Genomic DNA, 19,438 nt, shown 5'->3' with positions numbered 1-19,438 from the left:
TATATATAAAAAAGCCTACATTAGTGGGATTGAATAAACTCGAAAAGACAAGTTTTGAGCTAACTCGTTGTTCAAGCTTCCAAACTGAATTGGCTTGCTATAGTAACGATGATTTGCTCATTCTAAAATGTTAGTGTTGAGTTTACCAAATAAGAACTAATGTAGGCAGTATCTTAGTTTTTGTAAAGAACGTTTATTTGTCGAGATATTGATCTAAAATCGCATTGATTTTTTTAATTCTTTCAATGGTTGCTTCTCCATCAATGGCGTTATCAATTTGTTTTTGTTCTGTTTGTGAGGCAAATTGTAAGGCACACATTGCCAAAACATCTTGTTTGTCACGAACAGCATAATTTTCTTCAAATTGCTTAATCATCTTATCAATTTTTTTAGAAGCGCTTCTCAGGCCTTCTTCCTGTGCAAAATCGACCGTTAACGGGTAGACTCTGTCTGCTATTGATATTTTAATTTTAAGCTTTTCGTCCATATCTTTTATTAATCTGATAGTTGTGCTATACAGTAATCAATTTCGCGAATTAATGAATTTATTTTAAGCTTCGTATCTCTTTTATTATCGTCACTGCCTAGTAATGTATTTGCTACTTTGAGTGTTTCATACTGCGTTTTTAGCGCTTCAATCTCTTGTGACTGAGTTTGTATTATGGATGCAGTTTTTGTTAATTCGTTTTTCAAATCTTGATTGTTTTTCTCTAAACCTTTCATTTTAATAAAAAGTTTTTCGACTTTATTTTCAAGAGTATCAATAATTTCTGCAATTGCACTCATTATATATCCTATTCATTACATAATCATACAAAGTTAGTATTCCTTTTTAATTTTGCAATATTTTATTATTTTTTTTGCATTAAATTAATTAAATATCAGTTGTACAAATGGTTACGATCGGTTTTTTTTAGTGCTGTTTTGAATACTTTTTTTATCTTAGCAAAAATGTAAATCATGAAATTTCCGCTATATATATTATTTTTTTGTACCTCTGTTTTTGCTCAAGTTGATTATCCAAAAGATTATTTTAGACATCCATTAGATATTCCGATGCAATTATCCGGGAATTTTGGTGAGCTGAGACCCAATCATTTTCATGCGGGTTTTGATTTGAGAACGCAACAAAAAGAAGGATTAAAAGTGTATGCCGTAGCCGATGGTTATGTTTCAAGAATAAAGATATCAACTTTTGGTAACGGAAAAACAATTTACATCAACCATCCTAATGGATATACTTCGGTTTACGGACATTTAAAAATGGCCAACGGTGAAATAGAAAATTACATCAAGAAAACGCATTATAAAGAGCAATCGTTTGAGATCGAAATGTTTTTTAAGCCCGATGAAATGGTAGTTAAAAAAGGTGAAGTAATTGCCTTTTCAGGAAATACAGGAGCTTCAGAAGGACCGCATTTGCATTTTGAATTTCGGGATTCTAAAACGGAGTTTATCATTAATCCGATGCTTTTTGGATTCAATAAATTTTTAAAAGACACGAAGAAACCAATCGTATCTGGAGTTTACGTATATCCTTTAGATGCAAAAACTACGGTCAATAATTCAAAACGGCCTTTATTACTGAATGTTTCTTTACAAAAAGACGGAACCTATTTGTCAGACAAAGTCGTTGCAAATGGTTCAATAGGTTTTGGTATTTCGGCTTATGACAAAGATGATGTTTCGTTTAATAATAATGGAGTGTATAAAGTGCAGTCTTTCTATAATGGAAAACCAAATTTCGGTTATGAATTCAATACGTATTCATTTGACGATATGCGCTATATCAATGCGCTGATTGATTACTCGCGATATAAGAAAATGCAACAACGGGTTCAGAAATTATTCATGAAAACGCCTTATAATTTGAGCTTTATTCAAGCCGATGAAAATAAGGGGGTTTTGCCAGTAACACCCAATTTAGCATCGCTCTACCGCATTGAAGTTTCGGATTTTTTTGGAAATAAAAAAACAATAGCTATTCCTATCAAATATGATATTTTACCTACCATAATAAGCAAGGAGCCTGTTCAATCCAATTATTTTGTCCGAGCGAATAAAGACAGCAATTTTGCTTTAGAAAACATGTCTGTTTTCTTTCCTGCGGGAACTTTTTACGAAGATTTTGATTTGAATTTTGATGTAAAAAACGATACGTTGTTTTTGCATGACGACACGGTTCCTGCGCATACTAATTTTACGGTTTCCATTGAAGACACAAAATCCACCGAACTTCAAAAAGAAAAAATGTTTATTGGCAGAATCGAAGGGAAAAAAGTAAATTATAATCCAACCTACAGAAAAGATAATGTATTTAATACTAAGGTTAAAATCTTGGGGAAATATGCTTTGGTTACAGATACGGTTGCTCCAAAAATAAGCATAGCCGTTCCAGTTGAAGGAAAATGGATTAGTGATCAAAAAACCATTCAGCTCTCTATTTACGATGAATTATCAGGGATTAAATCATACAATGGCTACTTAAACGGAAAATGGGTTTTATTTGAATACGATAACAAGACTAGAAAATTGACTCATTATTTTAGTGATGGAATTGCTGTTGATGGTGCCAATGATTTAAAAGTTGTTGTAACGGATAATGTAGGTAATTCAATTACCTTTGAAACTCGTTTTTTTAGAAGTCAAAAAAAATAAAAACCAAACACTTTGAGTGCGAATCAATTATTACCTGTATTAATATTTGTCTTTTTGAGCCTAACTCTATCCGCTCAAACGGCTAGAATAAAAGGAGTTATTTTAGATAAAAACAATCAACCGGTAGAAAACGTAAATGTTTCTTATTCGAGCGGCGGTACGCGAACGAATGAAAATGGTTTTTACAATTTGAAAATTCCTGCAAACCAACAAGTGATACTTGTTTTTACGCATGTTTCTTTAAAAAAAATAACTGTGATTTTTTCTTTGGATGCCAATGAACAAAAGGAGTTCAATCCAGTAATGAGCGATCTGGAAGAACAAATGGGAGAAGTTATTGTGACCTCCAACAACCGAAAACAGATTCAGGGCATTACAACAATTGAGCCTGAGATGATTCGGAAAATTCCCGGAGCCAATGCCGGAATCGAAAACATTTTGAAATCCTTGCCAGGAGTAAATTCTAATAATGAGTTGAGTACACAATACGCAGTGCGCGGAGGGAATTATGACGAGAATTTGGTTTATGTGAATGAAATTGAAGTCTATCGTCCGTTCCTTATTCGTTCTGGGCAACAAGAAGGTTTGAGTTTTACCAATACAGATTTAGTGCAAAATGTTGATTTTTCGGCGGGAGGTTTTCAAGCAAAGTTTGGAGATAAATTGTCTTCTGTTTTAGATATTACCTATAGAAAACCGGTTAAATTTGGCGCAAGCCTTGAAGCGAGTTTCCTTGGTGGAAGCCTTTCTGTTGATGCCGTTTCTAAAAATAAAAAATGGTCAGCAGTAACGGGAGTTCGATACCGCAACAACAGTCTTTTTGTGAACAGCCAAGAAACTCAAACGAATTTTACACCCTCGTTTGCGGATGTTCAAACCAATATAAATTATCAAGCTTCGACTAAATGGCAATGGAGTTTTCTAGGGAATATTTCTCAAAATAAATACCAATATCAGCCATTAACCAGACAGACGAATTTTGGAACTATAGATAATCCTATGGCCCTGACAGTCTTTTATGAAGGTCAGGAAAAAGACGAATACGATACGTATTTTGGAGCTTTGAAAACAACATTCAATGTTTCGGATAATTTTACTTTGAAATTTATTGGTTCTGTTTTTCAAACTTTGGAACAAGAATATTTCGATATTTTCGCACAATACCGTTTAGGCGAAGTGGATTCTAATATTGGTTCTGAAACTTTTGGAGAAGTTGCTTTCACAAGAGGAATTGGATCGCAGCTGAGTCATGCCAGAAATGATTTGGATGCGCTGATTGTTAATACGGAGATAAAAGGATTTCACGATTGGAAAGAAAGTCAGTTGGAGTGGGGAATTAAATATACACGGGAATCTATCCGTGACAGAATAATAGAGTGGGAGGTTATTGATTCTGCGGGTTTTTCTTTGAATCCACCAATTATTGATTTGCCTAAAAATGACCAGCCGTATTCGCCTTACACTGGACCTCTTCTTCCGTATCAAAATATCCGAGCGACAAATTTTAATTCCATAAATAGATTTTCAGGATATGGGCAATGGAGTTTGAAATCGAATATTGGTTCGAGTGAGGTTTGGTATAATGCCGGAGTACGTTTTCATAACTGGGAGGTTTTAGGTTCTACTGTAGCTGGCAAATCCCAAATTACTTTCAGTCCCAGAGCACAATTTGCCATAAAACCAGATTGGGAGAAAGATATGGTTTTTAGACTTTCGGGAGGATTGTACCATCAACCACCTTTTTACAGGGAGTTGAGAGATGCGGATGGAATGGTACAACCTAATACCAAGGCGCAACAATCGGTGCATGTTGTTATTGGGAATGATTATAGTTTTGAGATGTGGAATCGTCCTTTCAAGTTGGTTTCGGAGTTGTATTATAAATCGTTGACAGATGTGAATACATATACGATTGACAATGTTCGAATTCGTTACGCAGCTAACAATAATGCCACTGCATATGCGCAAGGATTGGATGTTCGCTTGAACGGGGAGTTTGTACCTGGAACAGAATCGTGGTTTAGTTTTGGCTATTTGAAAACAGAAGAAAACAGCAATGATAAGGGATATATTGCCAGACCTACAGACCAGAGATTGAAATTTGGACTTTTATTTCAAGACTATATGCCAAATATTCCAAGTTTAAAATTGTATCTGAATTTAGTTTACAATACCGGATTGCCAGGCGGTTCACCGTCATATGCTGATCCTTATTTGTACCAAAATAGGTTGAATGACTATCGCCGCGTGGATGTAGGTTTTTCTAAAGTTTTTATAGACAATTCTACTGTAAAAAAGAATTCGGGTTTGTTTAAAGACTTTAAAGAGTTGGCGATAGGATTGGAAATTTTTAATCTTTTTGACAATCAAAATGCCATAACTAATACATGGGTTCGCGATGTGTATTCTAAAAATCAATATGCAATTCCTAATTACATGACCACCAGAGTTTTTAATATAAAATTGACTGCGAAGTTGTAATGGGAATGACTTTAAAAATTTAATATACATATCTATACCCATTTAATTAGGCAAATCGGCGGCATAATTTCATTACCATTTTTTAAAAATGATTACATTTGGATTTTAAAGTACAGGATTATGAAAAAACTACATATCACATTAATAGGAATAGCAATTTTGTTTTTGACAAGTTGTAAGGAAGAAGTTGAAATTCCAAAAGTAACGTATGACGGTACTGGTAAATCAAAACAAATTACCAGAGCTGATTCGACTCAGATACAAATTGCAGATTTGCCACTGCAAATGGAGGGAACGGATTATTTAATTCATCCTGTGGCTGATTTAAGCATTCGGGAGCGAGGAGTGAAATCTAGATATGGTTCTTCCAGTGTGAATGATTTGAGTTTTACAATTTCAAATTATGGCGAATTTGAAATTACTGGTTTCTTGCAGAATTTAAAATTCCAAAAAGTAGATTCGGATTCCATCAGAAAATTGACAGACAAACCTGTTTTAATTCAAACAGCTACGTATTTGAAGTCGGTTGCTGATAAAACCAATAACCAGATCATGGTGTACACTATGGTTGATATGGACACGAATAAGGACGGAAAATTAGATACAAGTGATATTAAAGCTTTGTATTTAAGTGAAATCAGCGGTGAGAAATTCACTAAAATATCTTCTGATTTTCAGGAATTAATTGATTGGAAATTGATTAGTTCAAAAAATCGTCTTTACTACAGAACCGTTGAGGATACCAATAAAAACGGAGAGTTTGATAAGAAAGATGTTGTGAATTACTACTATATTGATTTGTCGAAAAAAGAATGGGAAATAATTGGTTACGAGCCAGTTTAATAAGATTGGTTTTAAATCAAAATATCACTTTCTAAGTCTGATTTTTCAATGGTGAAATCAAAACCCAGTTGTTTCACTAATTGAATGACCAGATTTTTATACCAGTTTTCGGATTTGGGATGAATGTATATTTTTTCAATCAACTGATTGATGTCTACATTAATTTTCAATCCCTCATTGATTTTGATTTCGCTTTCGCCAATGTCTGTAATGATTCGTACTTCGCCTTCATACTGAAAACTTTTTCGTTTGAATAAAAAAGGAAAAAACATATCGTCAAACGGAATGTGCTCTTTTTTGTAATCGATGTAATTTACTTCTCCAATGTATTGATTGAAATTAGTTTCCGGATTCAAGGATTCTTGCAAACGCCCAATTGTGGATTGAATTGCCAACCCTTCACTGTTTTGCGTGAAAATCTGCCACATGGCAAATGATTCGTATTCATTGATGTGCCAGCTGCTAATTGCTACTTTTTCCCTGTGTGTTTTATAATAGTTTAAAAAGTCAGGATTGTCTATTGACAGTTTTTTTATTTCCTCAAATGTGGGTTCGCTAAAAGTGCCTTCATATTGATCTTCGAATTTATCGGATCGCGACATGAATAATTTTTCAGACATCAATAAATCCAAAAATTTAGATAAATCAAGATATTTCCAAACAACAGTATTTGGGTCTTCAGGTAGTTTTATGTTTGGATTGTTGATGTACATATTTTAGATTTAAAGATTTAAAAAATGAAATTAGTTGGTTATTTTCTCCCACTGAGAAAAGCATTCATCAAAAAATTAAAAATCTGCACTCTGTCAAAATCATTCAAATGATTGCATGGTAACCAACTTATTATACATACCATTCATTGCAATAAGTTCCTCGTGTTTTCCTTGTTCGACTACTTTTCCTTTTTGCATCACAACAATCAAATCTGCTTTTTGAATGGTAGAAAGACGGTGCGCAATTACAATTGAAGTTCGGTTTTGCATCATGTTTTCCAGTGCTACTTGTACAAATTTTTCACTTTCAGTATCCAATGCTGATGTCGCTTCATCCAAGATCATAATTGGAGGATTTTTCAAAACGGCACGGGCAATAGATAAACGTTGTTTCTGTCCACCGGAAAGTTTGTTTCCGCTGTCGCCAATATTAGTATGAATTCCTAACGGTAAGTCTTTTACAAATTCATAGGCATTGGCAATTTTCAACGCTTCAATAATTTCATCATCCGTTGCGTCTAATTTCCCAAGAGAGATATTAGCTTTAATCGTATCGTTAAACAAAATACTGTCTTGGGTAACTAATCCCATTAAATCACGAAGGGAATGTAGGTTCATATCTTTGATATCAATTCCATCAATTGCAATTGTTCCTTCATTCACATCATAAAAACGAGTCAATAAATTAGCAATGGTACTTTTCCCACTACCGGATTGTCCTACAAGAGCAACAGTTTGTCCTTTTTTAACTTGAAGTGAAAAGTCTTTTAAAACATTCTCTTCTTCGTATCTAAAATTAATATTTTTAATAGTTATACTGTCTTCAAAAGTTGATTTTTTAACCGCATTTTCGCTGTCTGTAATTTCATTTTTTACTTCTAGAACTTCAAAAACACGTTGGGCTGCCGCCAATCCATTTTTTACGGAATAAGAGGCTTTAGAAATAGCTTTTGCCGGAGTTAGAATGTTATAAGCAAGACCCATGTAGGCTAGGAACTTAGCTCCATCAAGGAGTGCTTTTCCATTAGGCAGCGTATCTACAAGTACCATTTTTCCACCAAACCAAAGCAATACACAAATTGTAATAATTCCTAAGAACTCACTTAATGGTGTAGCTAAGTTGTTCTTTTTTCCGATACTATTAGATAACTTTAAGACTCTGGTAACTGAATCATTAAATTTTTCTTTAAAATTTGATTCTGCATTGTAACTCTTAACAACTTTTAGTCCGGATAACGATTCCTCTACAATTGAAATTAGATAACCATTTTCATATTGTACTCTCTCGGATTTGCTGCGCAATGACTTACCAATTTTTGATATTAATAGTCCTGATAGAGGGATGAAAATAAAGACAAACAAGGTCAATTTGAAACTGATTGCAATCATTCCAATTAGGGTGAATATAATTGTCATTGGTTCCTTTACAATTAATTCTAGGATAGAAAAAAAAGAATTTTGAACTTCATTTACATCACCCAACATTCGAGCCATAATATCTCCTTTTCTTTTTTCAGAATAGTAGGAAACAGGTAAGTTGATGATTTTGTGATACATTGAATTTCTTAAATCCTTCAATACGCCGTTTTTAAGATGCATCAAATGATTAGATGCAAGGTAATTAAACAGATTTTTTAACAGGAAAGTGATGCTAACTATACCTATAACTAGCAGTAACGCAAATTCAGGACCATGCTCGTCTGTTAGTTGTGTGATGTTATAGTATAAGTATTCTTTAGAGAATTTGATAATATCAAAAATAGATTCTAAAACAGGTTTTTTGTTGATTTTTTCACTTGTGCCAAAAAGGACATCCATCATAGGGATTAATGCAATAAATGACAAAGTACTAAACAGTGCGTAAAAAATATTGAATATTACGTTCCAAACCATATGAGAACGATATGGTTTTGTGAAAGGAATAATTTTTTTGAAATTTGAGTCCATTTAAGTTGTTTTTTTATCATCAAGACCCGATAAGTTCTCTACTTATCGGGTCTGTCTGAAAAATCAATTTTGTTTTTTAATTAATTCAATTGCATTGAAGTAATAATATTTTTTATTTTATGGTCCAAAATACTTTCTACTTCGTTGAAATCTTCTACTGATTCCAATTCCGTATTTACACTGATATAGAATTTTATTTTTGGTTCCGTTCCACTTGGTCTGGCGCAAATTTTAGAGCCGTCTTCGGTGTAATAAATCAATACGTTCGATTTTGGAATTTCCATTTTGGATTCCTCATCAGTAAGTAAATTTTTAGCGATTGAGGATTGATAATCTTCCAGCATAATTACACGTTGTCCGTTGATTTCTTTCAATGGATTTTCTCTCATGTCAATCATCATCTGATTGATTTCCTGCAAACCATCCATTCCTTTTTTAGTCAATGAAACTAAGTGTTCTTTGTAAAAACCGTTGTCAACATAAAGTTTTAATAATTCTTTGTAAACCGTGCTTCCTTTGGCTTTGGCTTGAGCCGCTAATTCGCAAATCAATAACGTAGCTGCAACAGCATCTTTATCACGTACAGCATCGCCTACCATATAACCGAAACTTTCTTCACCGCCACCAATGAATTCCAACTCAGGAAAATCCTTAATCATTTTGGCAATCCATTTGAAACCAGTCAATCCCACTTTGCATTCCACGCCGTAGTTTGTTGCTAATTCCATCATCATAGGAGTAGAAACAATTGTAGAACCCACAAATTGTTTACCATTGATTTTATCCGCTTTTTTCCATTGTTCCAATAGAAATGCGGTCATCAAAATCATCGTTTGATTTCCGTTCAGCAAGGTCATTTGTCCTTCGTTATTTCGAACCGCAACACCTAATCTATCGCAATCAGGATCCGTTCCAATAACAATATCAGCATGGGTTTTATCTGCCAATGCCAACGCCATTGTCAATGCTTCCGGCTCTTCTGGGTTAGGAGATTTTACAGTTGGGAAATCACCATTTGGCACTCTTTGTTCTTCCACAATATGCACATTTGTGTATCCCGCTTGCGCAAAAGTGTCAGGAACTAATGTGATTGAAGTTCCGTGCAAAGAAGTGAAAACAATGTTCAGGTTTTCTTTAGCTTCAGCCGAAGTTCCAAAACTCGCATTCTCGATAGTTGATTTTATAAAAGCTTCATCAACTTCCTTATCTATATAATGTATCAAATCTTCATTTGCAGTGAACTTGATTTGATTGTAATTTAAATTTTCAATAACATTGATAATTCCCTCATCTTCCGGCGGTACAATTTGTCCACCATCTTGCCAGTACACTTTATATCCGTTATATTCTGGTGGATTATGTGATGCCGTAAGAACGATTCCACACTGACAACCTAAATGTTTTACCGCAAATGACAATTCTGGAGTAGGTCGCAATTCCGAAAATAAATACACTTCAATTCCGTTAGCCGTGAAAACATCCGCCACTAATTTAGCCAAAGTATCGCTATTATGACGACAATCGTAAGCAATAACGGCTTTCAAAGGTTGGTTAGGAAAAGCAGTATGCAAGTAATCCGAAAGTCCTTGAGTACTTTTTCCTAGCGTATATTTATTGATGCGATTGTTTCCCACGCCCATAACACCGCGCATTCCACCGGTTCCAAATTCAAGATTTTTATAAAAACTCTCTTCCAGTTCTTTCGGAGATGTAGTCATCATTTCCTTTATCGCTTCTTGTGTTGCGGTGTCAAATGTTGGTGTAAGCCACTCATTTACTGCATCTAAAATGTTTTGTTTGATTTTCATTGTATATTTTTTTTAGGTTCTAAATTCGTAAATGAAATTTAAATCCAGTTGTTTTGTTTTTAGGAGCTAATCCTGCTATCCGCTGTATCCACGCTAAAAAAAGCGTGGGATGCCGCTACTATCAGGGCTAGGTATTGTGCAAACGAGAACCTTTTCGTTTACATAAATTTATAAAAAATTAACCTCAGTCGATACTTTATAACGCTCTTCATTGTTTTTTGTTCTCAAAATTATTTCGCCAAGAAATCCAGCCAAAAATAATTGTGTTCCCAAAACCATTGTGGTAAGCGCGATATAAAACCAAGGATTATTTGTTACCAGACTATAACGCATGTCATTATACATGTGGTACAATTTTGAAATACCAATATATCCGGCAAGCATAAACCCAATAATAAACATTAATGATCCCATGGCTCCAAATAAGTGCATTGGTCTTTTTCCAAATCTTGATAGAAACCAAATAGTTATTAAATCCAGAAAACCATTGATAAAGCGTTCCATCCCAAATTTAGTTTCACCATATTTTCGGGCTTGATGTTGCACTATTTTTTCGCCAATTTTGCCAAAACCGGCATTTTTTGCCAAAACCGGAATGTATCGGTGCATTTCACCCGAAACTTCAATGTTTTTCACCACAATATTTTTGTAGGCTTTCAATCCGCAATTGAAATCATTCAATTCCACTCCCGATGTTTTTCTAGCCGCCCAATTGAACAATTTAGAAGGCAAGTTTTTTGCCACCACGGAGTCATAGCGTTTCTTTTTCCATCCGGAAACTAAATCATATTTTCCGTTGACAATCATGTCGTACAATCCCGGAATTTCCTCTGGGCTGTCTTGCAAGTCAGCATCCATAGTAATGATGACATCGCCTTGCGCTTTAGCGAAACCAGCATGCAGTGCTTGTGATTTTCCAAAATTTTTCATGAAACGAACGCCTTTTACATGAGGATTTTCATTTGCAAATCCTTCGATGATAGTCCATGAATTATCCGTACTTCCATCATCCAGAAAAATGATTTCGTACGAATAATTATGAGAATGCATCACTTTGATGATCCAATTATATAGTTCATTAAGCGATTCCTCTTCATTAAGAAGCGGTATGAGTATTGATAAATTCATTAATTTTTATTCTTGTGTAGATTTGCTTTTAAAGAATGCTGCCAAAATTAATCCGAAAATAGAACTGAAAATAATGCTAAAAGCAGAACCTTTAAGTAATTCTACCGTTGAATAAGGATTATTTTCTTTCATTTTTGCAATAGCTTCATTAATGGCTGATGCAGGTGTGCCAAGCTTTTGCATCATATTAGCAGTATATTTTATCATTAATTCATTTAAAGTATCTTTAGCTGAAGGATCGATAATATTGAATAAAAGAATATTAAAAACAGTGGAGATTAAGATACCAATTAGTGTAGCAATAAAATAAGTAGTAAAGGCATCTTTAAAAGTGAAAACATTATTGAGTTCTTTTTTTGTTTTTGAAAGCAACACTATTCCTATTATTAGGTAAGTCACAATGCTCAAAGCTCCAATCCACCAGGAAGTGAAGAGATTCAAATCAATAGCATAGATAGTTGCTGTAATTAACGCAGAAACAACTCCAATTATTACTCCAAAAGTAATCCCGTTTCTTTTAATGATTTCATTTACCATTGTTATAGTTTTTAGTATTAATCCACAAATATAACAATTCCCAATATATTCGGAGCTAAAAATCGCTTTTTACGATTATATAAAAAAAGTGATGCAAAGATTTGTTTATTGGAAAAAAATTGTAAATTTGCAAACTCAAAATAATATTGTAAAACAAAAAGTTATAAGGAGTTTATACCTTTTCTGTTAGAAGAAAAGCTTCAAGACAAATTATAATTAACAAATAAAAAAGATTAACAAGATGAAAAAAGGAATTCACCCAGAAAATTACAGATTAGTTGCATTTAAAGACATGTCAAATGACGAAGTTTTTATCACTAAATCTACTGCAGATACAAGAGAAACATTAACAGTTGATGGTGTTGAATACCCAGTTGTGAAAATGGAGATCTCTAGAACTTCTCACCCTTTTTACACAGGTAAATCTAAACTTATCGATACAGCAGGACGTATTGATAAATTCAAAACTAAATACGCTAAACACGTTAAATAATTTTAACTTGTTTTCAAATATATCAAAGCCTTCCTTTTTGGAGGGCTTTTTTATTTTATTTATTTGAAAACTTTGTAACTTTGAAGTCAATATTATAAAATGGGAAGTTGTTTGAACTATTTTTAATCAATAACTAACCGAATCAACAAATAAACAATTTTATGAATTACATACTTTTTGACGGACCTTCCAGAAACGCCTTATTGCCTTTTACTTTTACACGTCCTGTTGCCGATATTCTTATTGGAATTATGACCATTCGTCAAAAATGGGAAATGCATCTGGGTTCTACTACAACTACTTTGACAGAGGAATATTTATCAGAAAAATATCCAATGGTAGAATTAGAGGAGAATGTTATGATTAATGCTTCTTTCCTGCCTAACGCTATTTTGGTCGAAATGGTTAGTAACCTGGAACCAAATCAGGCAATTTTTAGAGGCGATGAAGTAATCGCTTTCTATACTACGGAAGAACAAGAAGCAGTAGATTTTGATTCCTATGAAATTATAGAATATACCGATGATTGTTTAACGGTTCAAAATACTTGGGATATTTTCTCTAAAAATGATGCTGCCATTCGGGAAGATTTCGAAATCTTGACGGAAGACCGAAGATCTCAGCCTATTCCAAAAAGTGTGAATGTAATTGCACCTGAAAATATATTTATCGAAGAAGGAGCAAAGTTAGAGTTTGTGACTTTAAATGCTTCTACTGGTCCTATATATATAGGTAAGGATTCTGAAATTATGGAAGGATCTGTAATCAGAGGCCCTTTTGCCTTGTGCGAAAACGCATCGGTAAAAATGGCGTCTAAAATATATGGAGCCACAACCGTAGGTCCTTTCTCCAGAATTGGGGGTGAAGTCAATAATTCGGTATTGTTTGGGTATTCTAACAAAGGTCATGATGGGTTTTTAGGAAATTCAGTTCTTGGTGAATGGTGTAATATTGGTGCCGACAGTAACAATTCGAATTTGAAAAATAATTACGAAGAAGTGAAATTGTGGAGCTATGAAACGGAAGGTTTTGCTAAAACGGGTCTTCAGTTTTGCGGTTTAATGATGGGCGACCATAGCAAATGCGGCATTAACACGATGTTTAATACAGGAACGGTAGTAGGAGTGAGCGCTAATATTTTTGGCAGTGGTTTTCCTCGCAATTTTGTGCCAAGTTTTTCTTGGGGCGGCGCTTCTGGATTTACCACTTATATTACCAAAAAAGCATTTGAAACTGCAAGACTCGTAATGAGCCGCCGAAATGTGGAATTCGATGAAAGAGAAGCAGCAATTTTAGAACATATTTTTGAGGAAACTAAAAAGTGGAGAAAAGATTAATTTCTTTTTTCTATAAACAACAAAAGCCTCAATTTAGAGGCTTTTGTTGTTTATAGAAAAGAGTAAATGAATGATTTATTGGTAAGCATATACAAGCGAACCGCCTTTTATCAGGTCAATCAGTATATTGGAATTTTTATCGGGAACAGAGAAACAGCCAGAACTGAATTTACTATACATCCGTTTTGAGGAATGAACTACAATGTTTCTTTTTAAGGCATTAGAATTTTTATCGCTTTCTAATCCGTTTAGTTTTAACGAATATCCCCACATTCCTTTGTACGTTTGCAAGGTTACATAACATCCCAGCGAGGTTGCGTTACTTCCTATATTATTACTAAAAGAATGAGGTGTCAATCCTGTTCCAGAGCCAGATCCATGATCAACATTGCTGGTCAGGAGTATTTTACTGTTTTTTAAATCAATAACATAAAGACGAGCTTCTTCTATTGATTTTGAAAAATCAATTAATGTTATGATGTTTTTATTTGTGGCTTTATAACCCCATTTTGTTTGTATCTCGTTTGCCTTTTTTACAATTTCTTCGCTAGTTTGAGCAATAATTAAATTGATAGTGCATAAAAGAAGTAGTGTAAATATCTTTTTCATCAAACTTTTTTTAGAATTTTTCCCCTAATATGAATAATTCAAGAGCGTGTTCTGGTATTATTTTTGTTTTCTCAAACAGTTGAATATCAAATGTAAAACTATGAAAAAAGAATAATATTGCAAGTGCATTAAAATTTATATTTCAAGGTTTTAAATTTTTTATTGTTGTAAATTATTCAATTGTCTTCTTCCTGAATTAATCTATATTTGCACTTTTAAAATCTGATAATCCAATTATCTAAAAATCTTATAATCTAAATGATTACAGTTAACGATATTTCCGTACAATTTGGTGGTACGACACTTTTTAGTGATGTTTCTTTTGCTATAAATGAAAATGATAAAATTGCCCTTATGGGTAAAAATGGAGCAGGAAAATCGACGCTGCTTAAAATTATTGCAGGTCAAAGCAAACCGTCAACTGGGAATATTTCGGCTCCAAAAGATGCAGTTGTGGCTTATTTACCTCAGCATTTGTTAGCTACTGATGGCGCAACGGTTATGGAAGAAACTTCTAAAGCCTTTGGTGAAATCTTTGGTATGAAGGCCGAAATAGATGAAATCAATGAACAATTAACGATTCGTACCGATTATGAAAGTGATGCGTACATGAGATTAATTGAAAGGGTTTCTGACTTAAGCGAGAAATTTTATGCCATTGAAGAAGTAAATTACGAAGCCGAAGTAGAGAAAATTCTAATTGGTTTGGGATTTGTCCGCGAAGATTTTACCCGTCAAACTTCAGAATTCTCTGGTGGATGGAGAATGCGAATAGAACTGGCAAAAATCCTTTTGCAAAAACCAGACTTAATTTTGCTGGATGAGCCTACCAACCACATGGATATCGAAAGTATTCAATGGTTAGAGGATTTCTTGATTAATTCAGCTAAAGCCGTGGTGGTAATTTCTCATGACAGGGCTTTTGTCGATAATATTACAAATCGTACCATCGAAGTTACAATGGGACGTATTTATGATTATAAAGCCAAATATTCTCATTATTTGGAACTTAGAAAAGACAGACGTGTGCATCAGCAAAAAGCGTATGACGAGCAGCAACGCATGATTGCAGATAACAGGACTTTTATTGACCGGTTTAAAGGAACATTTTCTAAAACGGATGCCGTTCAATCTCGTGTTAAAATGTTAGAGAAATTGGTTATTGTTCAGGTGGATGAAGTGGATACTTCGGCATTGAAATTAAAATTTCCACCCGCAGCACGTTCTGGGCAATATCCGGTTATTGTAAAGGATTTATCAAAATCATACGGAGATCATGTTGTTTTTTCGAATGCAAATATGGTCATAGAAAGAGGTGAAAAAGTAGCTTTCGTAGGAAAAAATGGTGAAGGAAAATCGACTATGATCAAAGCCATTATGAAAGAAATTGAAATCAATGGTGGTAGTTTAGAAATTGGTCATAACGCACAAATTGGCTATTTTGCTCAAAATCAAGCTTCATTATTAGATGAAAATGCCACTATTTTTGAAACTATAGATGATATTGCTGTGGGCGATGTAAGAACTAAAATCAAAGATATTCTTGGTGCTTTCATGTTTCAGGGTGATGATGTGACCAAAAAAGTGAAAGTGCTTTCGGGTGGGGAAAAAACCCGTTTGGCAATGATTAAATTATTGTTGGAACCCGTGAATTTATTGATTCTGGATGAACCTTCGAATCACTTGGATATGAAAACCAAAGATATTATCAAAGATGCTTTGCGTGATTTTGACGGAACTTTAATCTTGGTTTCACACGATAGAGATTTCTTAGACGGATTAGCGACTAAAGTTTTTGAATTTGGAAATAAAAGAGTGGTGGAACATTTTGAAGATATTACCGGTTTCTTAGCCAACAAGAAAATGGATAGCATGAGAGAAATAGAGAAATAATATTCTTAAACTCTTTTAAATCAAAATCGGCTGTATCCTAAAATACAGCCGATTTTTTTTTTGTTACAGTCTAATTCCCGGAGGAAGTAACTCTTTGTAAACAGGATTTTTTTTAAAAAATACTACTATTTTTGGAAGAATAGGAACCACTTTGAATTTTCTTTCAATAGCAATCTCCATAATGTTTTTCAGGAAATTTGAAATAAATTCTTCATCTTCAAAAGATTCAGGAACATTTATTTTTGTTAAAAATATTTTCTTCTCCTGAAAAGAATATTCAACAGAAACTAATCCCTCATCTACTATAGTTTCAAATTGTCTAGAAAAAGTGTTGTCTTTGATTTCCATAGTACTTGCTGCATCCATAATAATTAACTCTAATTCATTGGTACCTCTACCAAAAGTATTTTTGATTTGGTATTGATCTTGATATCAAATGCATCAAAATCTGTAATTCCCATGGCATCTCTTGCCTTCAAAACTTGGTTGTTAACTTCTATTTCGCCTTCAATCAAAAATAAATAAACACCATTTTTAGGAATTCGTACTTTATAAGTAGCGCTGGTATTGCTGTCGAATATTCCTAAATGGAAAAAGGTTTTCTGGTAAACCCAAAGTGCATTGCCATCATTTTGATCGTTTGGCGAAACAATATTTACAAAGGTATTGATTTGATTTTCAATATCAAACGATTTCTGGTCGTATCTTGGTGTGACGTTTTCTGTGTCAGGAAAAACCCATAGTTGTAACGTTTTTGCCTCTTCTTTCTGACTCGCATTCATTTCAGAATGTTCTACTCCGGATCCGGCACTCATTACTTGGACTTCGCCAAAACCAATTACGCCTTCATTTCCCATACTGTCCCGGTGTTTTAAACCACCTTCGAGCGGAATGGTAATAATTTCCATATTGGCATGTCCATGCGTGCCAAAGCCTGATCCACCTGCAATGGTGTCGTCATTTAAAACGCGTAACATTCCAAATTGCAAACGCTCCGGATTGAAATAATTTCCGAAAGAAAAAGAGAAATTGGCTTTAAGCCAACCAAAATCTGCGGTTCCTCTTGTATTTGATGTAAATAGTTGTGTAGTCATAAATTATTGATAATATAAGATGGTTAGTTGGACGAATTCCAATAAAAAAATTAATTTTATACAAAATTCGCCATAAAAATTCCGAATTTTGTTATAAAATCGTTAAAACAATTATGAGTAAAATTCCAGTTTATCTAATGCCAGGTTTGGCGTCAAGTGCTGCCATTTTTGAGCGAATTGTACTTCCTGAAGACACGTTCGAAATCCATTTATTAGAATGGGAGATTCCGCTAGATCACGAATCTTTGACGGATTATGCCAAGAGAATTAGTGCAAAAGTAATCCATAAGAATCCGGTTTTGATTGGTGTTTCTTTTGGAGGGATTTTAGTTCAGGAAATGGCGAAATATGTAGAGGTGCGCAAAGTCATTATTATTTCGAGTGTGAGATGCAATTCTGAATTTCCACGAAGATTGAAAATCGCTAAGACAACCAAAGCGTATAAACTGATACCGATGAGTTTATTTGCAAATATCGAAAGTCTGGCTAAATTTTCATTTGGAGAAAAAGTAAATCAGCGCCTTAAGTTATATGAAAAATTTCTTTCTGTTCGGGATATTCGTTATTTGAACTGGGCTGTGGAACAAGTGATTTTATGGGATAGAACGGTTAGTGATGAAAATGTAATTCATATTCATGGTGATGCGGATGATGTTTTTCCAATAAAATATATCAAGAATTGTATTATTGTAAAAGGCGGAACACATATTATGATTTTGAATAAATACAAGTGGTTGAATGAAAATTTGCCTTCCATTATATTGGGAGTAAAAAAACAAGCAAAGACGCTTTTGTAACGAAACAAAAGGGAAAAAAAGAAAAGATGAAACCTATTAATAAAATAATACTACTGGTAACCGTAATTTTTGCAAGTGGAATATTCATTTTTGCAACAACAAATGACGCAAAAGGGAAAGATGTAAAAGCAGAAATCAGTTATAGTTTTCCCGCAAAACTAGATTTTGCAGGCGAAGAAACTCCGTTGAAAATATCGGATGTGAAGGAACGCTTTGATAGGGAATTACTAGTAAATGTCAATTTACATGCTTCTACTATTTTGGCTATTAAGAGAGCCAATCGTGCATTTCCAGTGATTGAGCCTATTTTGAAAAAGAATGGTATTCCAGATGATTTTAAGTATTTGGCCGTTATAGAAAGCGGATTGGTGAATGTAGTTTCGCCAGCAGGAGCAAGAGGAGTATGGCAATTTATGCCGGAAACGGCTAAGGAACGCCGAATGGAAGTGACTGAAAATGTAGATCAACGTTATGATCTTGAAAAATCTACGGAAGCAGCCTGCAGTTATTTTTTGAGTGCCAAAGGAAAATTTGGAAGCTGGACTTTAGCGGCAGCATCATACAACGGTGGAATGTCTGGCGTGAATAAACAAATTGGAATTCAGAAAGTATCAAATTATTATGATTTATTGCTTACCGAAGAAACGTCCCGTTATGTTTTTAGGATTTTAGCATTGAAAGAAATTATGGAAAATCCCGCAAAATATGGTTTCAGTATTGCTGCAGAAGATTTATATGGAGCTTTGCCCACCCGTAAAATAGAAGTTGACAGTTCAATTACTGATTTGGCAGAGTTTGCAAAAGGACAAGGAATCAATTATAAAATTTTGAAGATTCATAATCCTTGGCTTAGAGAAACGAAATTGATAAATGAAACTGGTAAAAAATATCAAATCGAAATTCCTTTGAAAGGATATTAACTGATTTTTTGAACCATATAAGGCATTTAAAGAAAGATTTAAGTTTGACTTATAAGTACAAAAAAAGGGGATTTTGCATCTTGAACTGCCCCCAAAAAGTTAGACACTATTTGGGGGTATTTTTATGGAAAGAAAAGTCAAATACAATTATGAATTTAAACTTCGCTGTGTAGAAGAAGT

General features: G+C 33.9%; 18 protein-coding genes. 8 read left to right on the top strand and 10 right to left on the bottom strand.

What is annotated here, in order from left to right; translation table 11 throughout:
* Positions 1-193 precede the first annotated feature (193 nt).
* Positions 194-487 (bottom strand): cell division protein ZapA, encoded by a 294-nt coding sequence (locus DR980_RS15815; RefSeq protein WP_113637896.1) that lies wholly within the window; start codon positions 485-487, stop codon positions 194-196.
* Positions 488-495: 8 nt separating this feature from the next.
* Positions 496-786, bottom strand: coding sequence for a hypothetical protein (locus DR980_RS15810; protein WP_113637894.1), 291 nt, complete (start codon positions 784-786; stop codon positions 496-498).
* A gap of 174 nt (positions 787-960) precedes the next feature.
* On the opposite strand from DR980_RS15810, the gene DR980_RS15805 reads away from it, so the two are divergent.
* From DR980_RS15805 to DR980_RS15795, 3 genes are all read left to right on the top strand, one after another.
* On the top strand, positions 961-2,658 hold the full coding sequence (locus DR980_RS15805; RefSeq protein ID WP_113637892.1) for a M23 family metallopeptidase: 1,698 nt from the start codon (positions 961-963) through the stop codon (positions 2,656-2,658).
* 54 nt (positions 2,659-2,712) lie between these two features.
* Complete coding sequence (locus tag DR980_RS15800; protein WP_244199325.1) at positions 2,713-5,139, top strand: TonB-dependent receptor; 2,427 nt, start codon at positions 2,713-2,715, stop codon at positions 5,137-5,139.
* Between the two features lie 120 nt (positions 5,140-5,259).
* Positions 5,260-5,982, top strand: a complete 723-nt coding sequence (locus tag DR980_RS15795; RefSeq protein WP_113637887.1) for a hypothetical protein — start codon at positions 5,260-5,262, stop codon at positions 5,980-5,982.
* Positions 5,983-5,993: 11 nt separating this feature from the next.
* On the opposite strand, the gene DR980_RS15790 is transcribed toward DR980_RS15795, so the two are convergent.
* The 5 genes from DR980_RS15790 to DR980_RS15770 all read right to left on the bottom strand — a co-directional run bounded on the left by DR980_RS15790 (position 5,994) and on the right by DR980_RS15770 (position 12,115).
* Entirely contained in the window at positions 5,994-6,695 is a 702-nt protein-coding gene (locus DR980_RS15790; protein WP_113637885.1) for a DUF2971 domain-containing protein, read from the bottom strand.
* Between the two features lie 99 nt (positions 6,696-6,794).
* Positions 6,795-8,642 (bottom strand): ABC transporter ATP-binding protein, encoded by a 1,848-nt coding sequence (locus tag DR980_RS15785; protein WP_113637883.1) that lies wholly within the window; start codon positions 8,640-8,642, stop codon positions 6,795-6,797.
* Between the two features lie 80 nt (positions 8,643-8,722).
* Positions 8,723-10,450: a phospho-sugar mutase gene (locus DR980_RS15780; RefSeq protein WP_113637881.1), complete on the bottom strand. Its 1,728-nt coding sequence runs from the start codon at positions 10,448-10,450 to the stop codon at positions 8,723-8,725.
* 168 nt (positions 10,451-10,618) lie between these two features.
* Positions 10,619-11,578, bottom strand: coding sequence for a glycosyltransferase family 2 protein (locus tag DR980_RS15775; RefSeq protein WP_113637880.1), 960 nt, complete (start codon positions 11,576-11,578; stop codon positions 10,619-10,621).
* Positions 11,579-11,584: 6 nt separating this feature from the next.
* Entirely contained in the window at positions 11,585-12,115 is a 531-nt protein-coding gene (locus DR980_RS15770) for a DUF4199 domain-containing protein (RefSeq protein ID WP_113637878.1), read from the bottom strand.
* A 241-nt stretch (positions 12,116-12,356) separates the two neighbouring features.
* Between DR980_RS15770 and DR980_RS15765 the strand changes: the two genes are divergently transcribed.
* Positions 12,357-12,608, top strand: a complete 252-nt coding sequence (locus tag DR980_RS15765) for a type B 50S ribosomal protein L31 (protein ID WP_039109118.1) — start codon at positions 12,357-12,359, stop codon at positions 12,606-12,608.
* A gap of 161 nt (positions 12,609-12,769) precedes the next feature.
* Positions 12,770-13,945 (top strand): GlmU family protein, encoded by a 1,176-nt coding sequence (locus DR980_RS15760; RefSeq protein ID WP_113637876.1) that lies wholly within the window; start codon positions 12,770-12,772, stop codon positions 13,943-13,945.
* Between the two features lie 75 nt (positions 13,946-14,020).
* On the opposite strand, the gene DR980_RS15755 is transcribed toward DR980_RS15760, so the two are convergent.
* Positions 14,021-14,554: a murein L,D-transpeptidase catalytic domain-containing protein gene (locus tag DR980_RS15755; protein ID WP_113637874.1), complete on the bottom strand. Its 534-nt coding sequence runs from the start codon at positions 14,552-14,554 to the stop codon at positions 14,021-14,023.
* A 258-nt stretch (positions 14,555-14,812) separates the two neighbouring features.
* On the opposite strand from DR980_RS15755, the gene DR980_RS15750 reads away from it, so the two are divergent.
* Complete coding sequence (locus DR980_RS15750) at positions 14,813-16,447, top strand: ABC-F family ATP-binding cassette domain-containing protein (protein WP_113637872.1); 1,635 nt, start codon at positions 14,813-14,815, stop codon at positions 16,445-16,447.
* A 63-nt stretch (positions 16,448-16,510) separates the two neighbouring features.
* Here the strand turns inward: DR980_RS15750 and DR980_RS15745 are convergent, their stop codons facing one another.
* On the bottom strand, positions 16,511-16,795 hold the full coding sequence (locus tag DR980_RS15745) for a GNAT family N-acetyltransferase (RefSeq protein WP_113637937.1): 285 nt from the start codon (positions 16,793-16,795) through the stop codon (positions 16,511-16,513).
* A 29-nt stretch (positions 16,796-16,824) separates the two neighbouring features.
* The gene (locus tag DR980_RS15740; protein WP_113637870.1) at positions 16,825-17,541 is read right to left on the bottom strand and encodes a pirin family protein; all 717 of its coding nucleotides are present in this window, start codon (positions 17,539-17,541) and stop codon (positions 16,825-16,827) included.
* 113 nt (positions 17,542-17,654) lie between these two features.
* Between DR980_RS15740 and DR980_RS15735 the strand changes: the two genes are divergently transcribed.
* Together DR980_RS15735 and DR980_RS15730 are read left to right on the top strand one after the other, a co-directional pair.
* Positions 17,655-18,338 (top strand): alpha/beta hydrolase, encoded by a 684-nt coding sequence (locus DR980_RS15735; RefSeq protein WP_113637868.1) that lies wholly within the window; start codon positions 17,655-17,657, stop codon positions 18,336-18,338.
* A gap of 26 nt (positions 18,339-18,364) precedes the next feature.
* Positions 18,365-19,258 carry a lytic transglycosylase domain-containing protein gene (locus DR980_RS15730; RefSeq protein WP_113637866.1) on the top strand — a complete coding sequence of 298 codons (894 nt, stop codon included), beginning with the start codon at positions 18,365-18,367 and terminating at the stop codon, positions 19,256-19,258.
* The last annotated feature ends 180 nt before the right edge of the window (positions 19,259-19,438 follow it).

The sequence above is a fragment of the Flavobacterium psychrolimnae genome, from assembly GCF_003312425.1.
Classification (GTDB): Bacteria; Bacteroidota; Bacteroidia; order Flavobacteriales; family Flavobacteriaceae; genus Flavobacterium; species Flavobacterium psychrolimnae.
This window is presented reverse-complemented; position numbering and strand designations above follow the sequence as displayed.

What these genes read in the sequence shown, in the direction of transcription:
- DR980_RS15765 (WP_039109118.1), top strand. Translation starts at nt 12,357, where the DNA reads ATGAAAAAAGGAATTCACCCAGAAAATTACAGATTAGTTGCATTTAAA.
- DR980_RS15745 (WP_113637937.1), bottom strand. Translation starts at nt 16,795, where the DNA reads ATGGAAATCAAAGACAACACTTTTTCTAGACAATTTGAAACTATAGTA.
- DR980_RS15795 (WP_113637887.1), top strand. Translation starts at nt 5,260, where the DNA reads ATGAAAAAACTACATATCACATTAATAGGAATAGCAATTTTGTTTTTG.
- DR980_RS15805 (WP_113637892.1), top strand. Translation starts at nt 961, where the DNA reads ATGAAATTTCCGCTATATATATTATTTTTTTGTACCTCTGTTTTTGCT.
- DR980_RS15815 (WP_113637896.1), bottom strand. Translation starts at nt 487, where the DNA reads ATGGACGAAAAGCTTAAAATTAAAATATCAATAGCAGACAGAGTCTAC.
- DR980_RS15785 (WP_113637883.1), bottom strand. Translation starts at nt 8,642, where the DNA reads ATGGACTCAAATTTCAAAAAAATTATTCCTTTCACAAAACCATATCGT.
- DR980_RS15770 (WP_113637878.1), bottom strand. Translation starts at nt 12,115, where the DNA reads ATGGTAAATGAAATCATTAAAAGAAACGGGATTACTTTTGGAGTAATA.
- DR980_RS15780 (WP_113637881.1), bottom strand. Translation starts at nt 10,450, where the DNA reads ATGAAAATCAAACAAAACATTTTAGATGCAGTAAATGAGTGGCTTACA.
- DR980_RS15755 (WP_113637874.1), bottom strand. Translation starts at nt 14,554, where the DNA reads ATGAAAAAGATATTTACACTACTTCTTTTATGCACTATCAATTTAATT.
- DR980_RS15810 (WP_113637894.1), bottom strand. Translation starts at nt 786, where the DNA reads ATGAGTGCAATTGCAGAAATTATTGATACTCTTGAAAATAAAGTCGAA.
- DR980_RS15790 (WP_113637885.1), bottom strand. Translation starts at nt 6,695, where the DNA reads ATGTACATCAACAATCCAAACATAAAACTACCTGAAGACCCAAATACT.
- DR980_RS15750 (WP_113637872.1), top strand. Translation starts at nt 14,813, where the DNA reads ATGATTACAGTTAACGATATTTCCGTACAATTTGGTGGTACGACACTT.
- DR980_RS15740 (WP_113637870.1), bottom strand. Translation starts at nt 17,541, where the DNA reads ATGACTACACAACTATTTACATCAAATACAAGAGGAACCGCAGATTTT.
- DR980_RS15730 (WP_113637866.1), top strand. Translation starts at nt 18,365, where the DNA reads ATGAAACCTATTAATAAAATAATACTACTGGTAACCGTAATTTTTGCA.
- DR980_RS15775 (WP_113637880.1), bottom strand. Translation starts at nt 11,578, where the DNA reads ATGAATTTATCAATACTCATACCGCTTCTTAATGAAGAGGAATCGCTT.
- DR980_RS15760 (WP_113637876.1), top strand. Translation starts at nt 12,770, where the DNA reads ATGAATTACATACTTTTTGACGGACCTTCCAGAAACGCCTTATTGCCT.
- DR980_RS15735 (WP_113637868.1), top strand. Translation starts at nt 17,655, where the DNA reads ATGAGTAAAATTCCAGTTTATCTAATGCCAGGTTTGGCGTCAAGTGCT.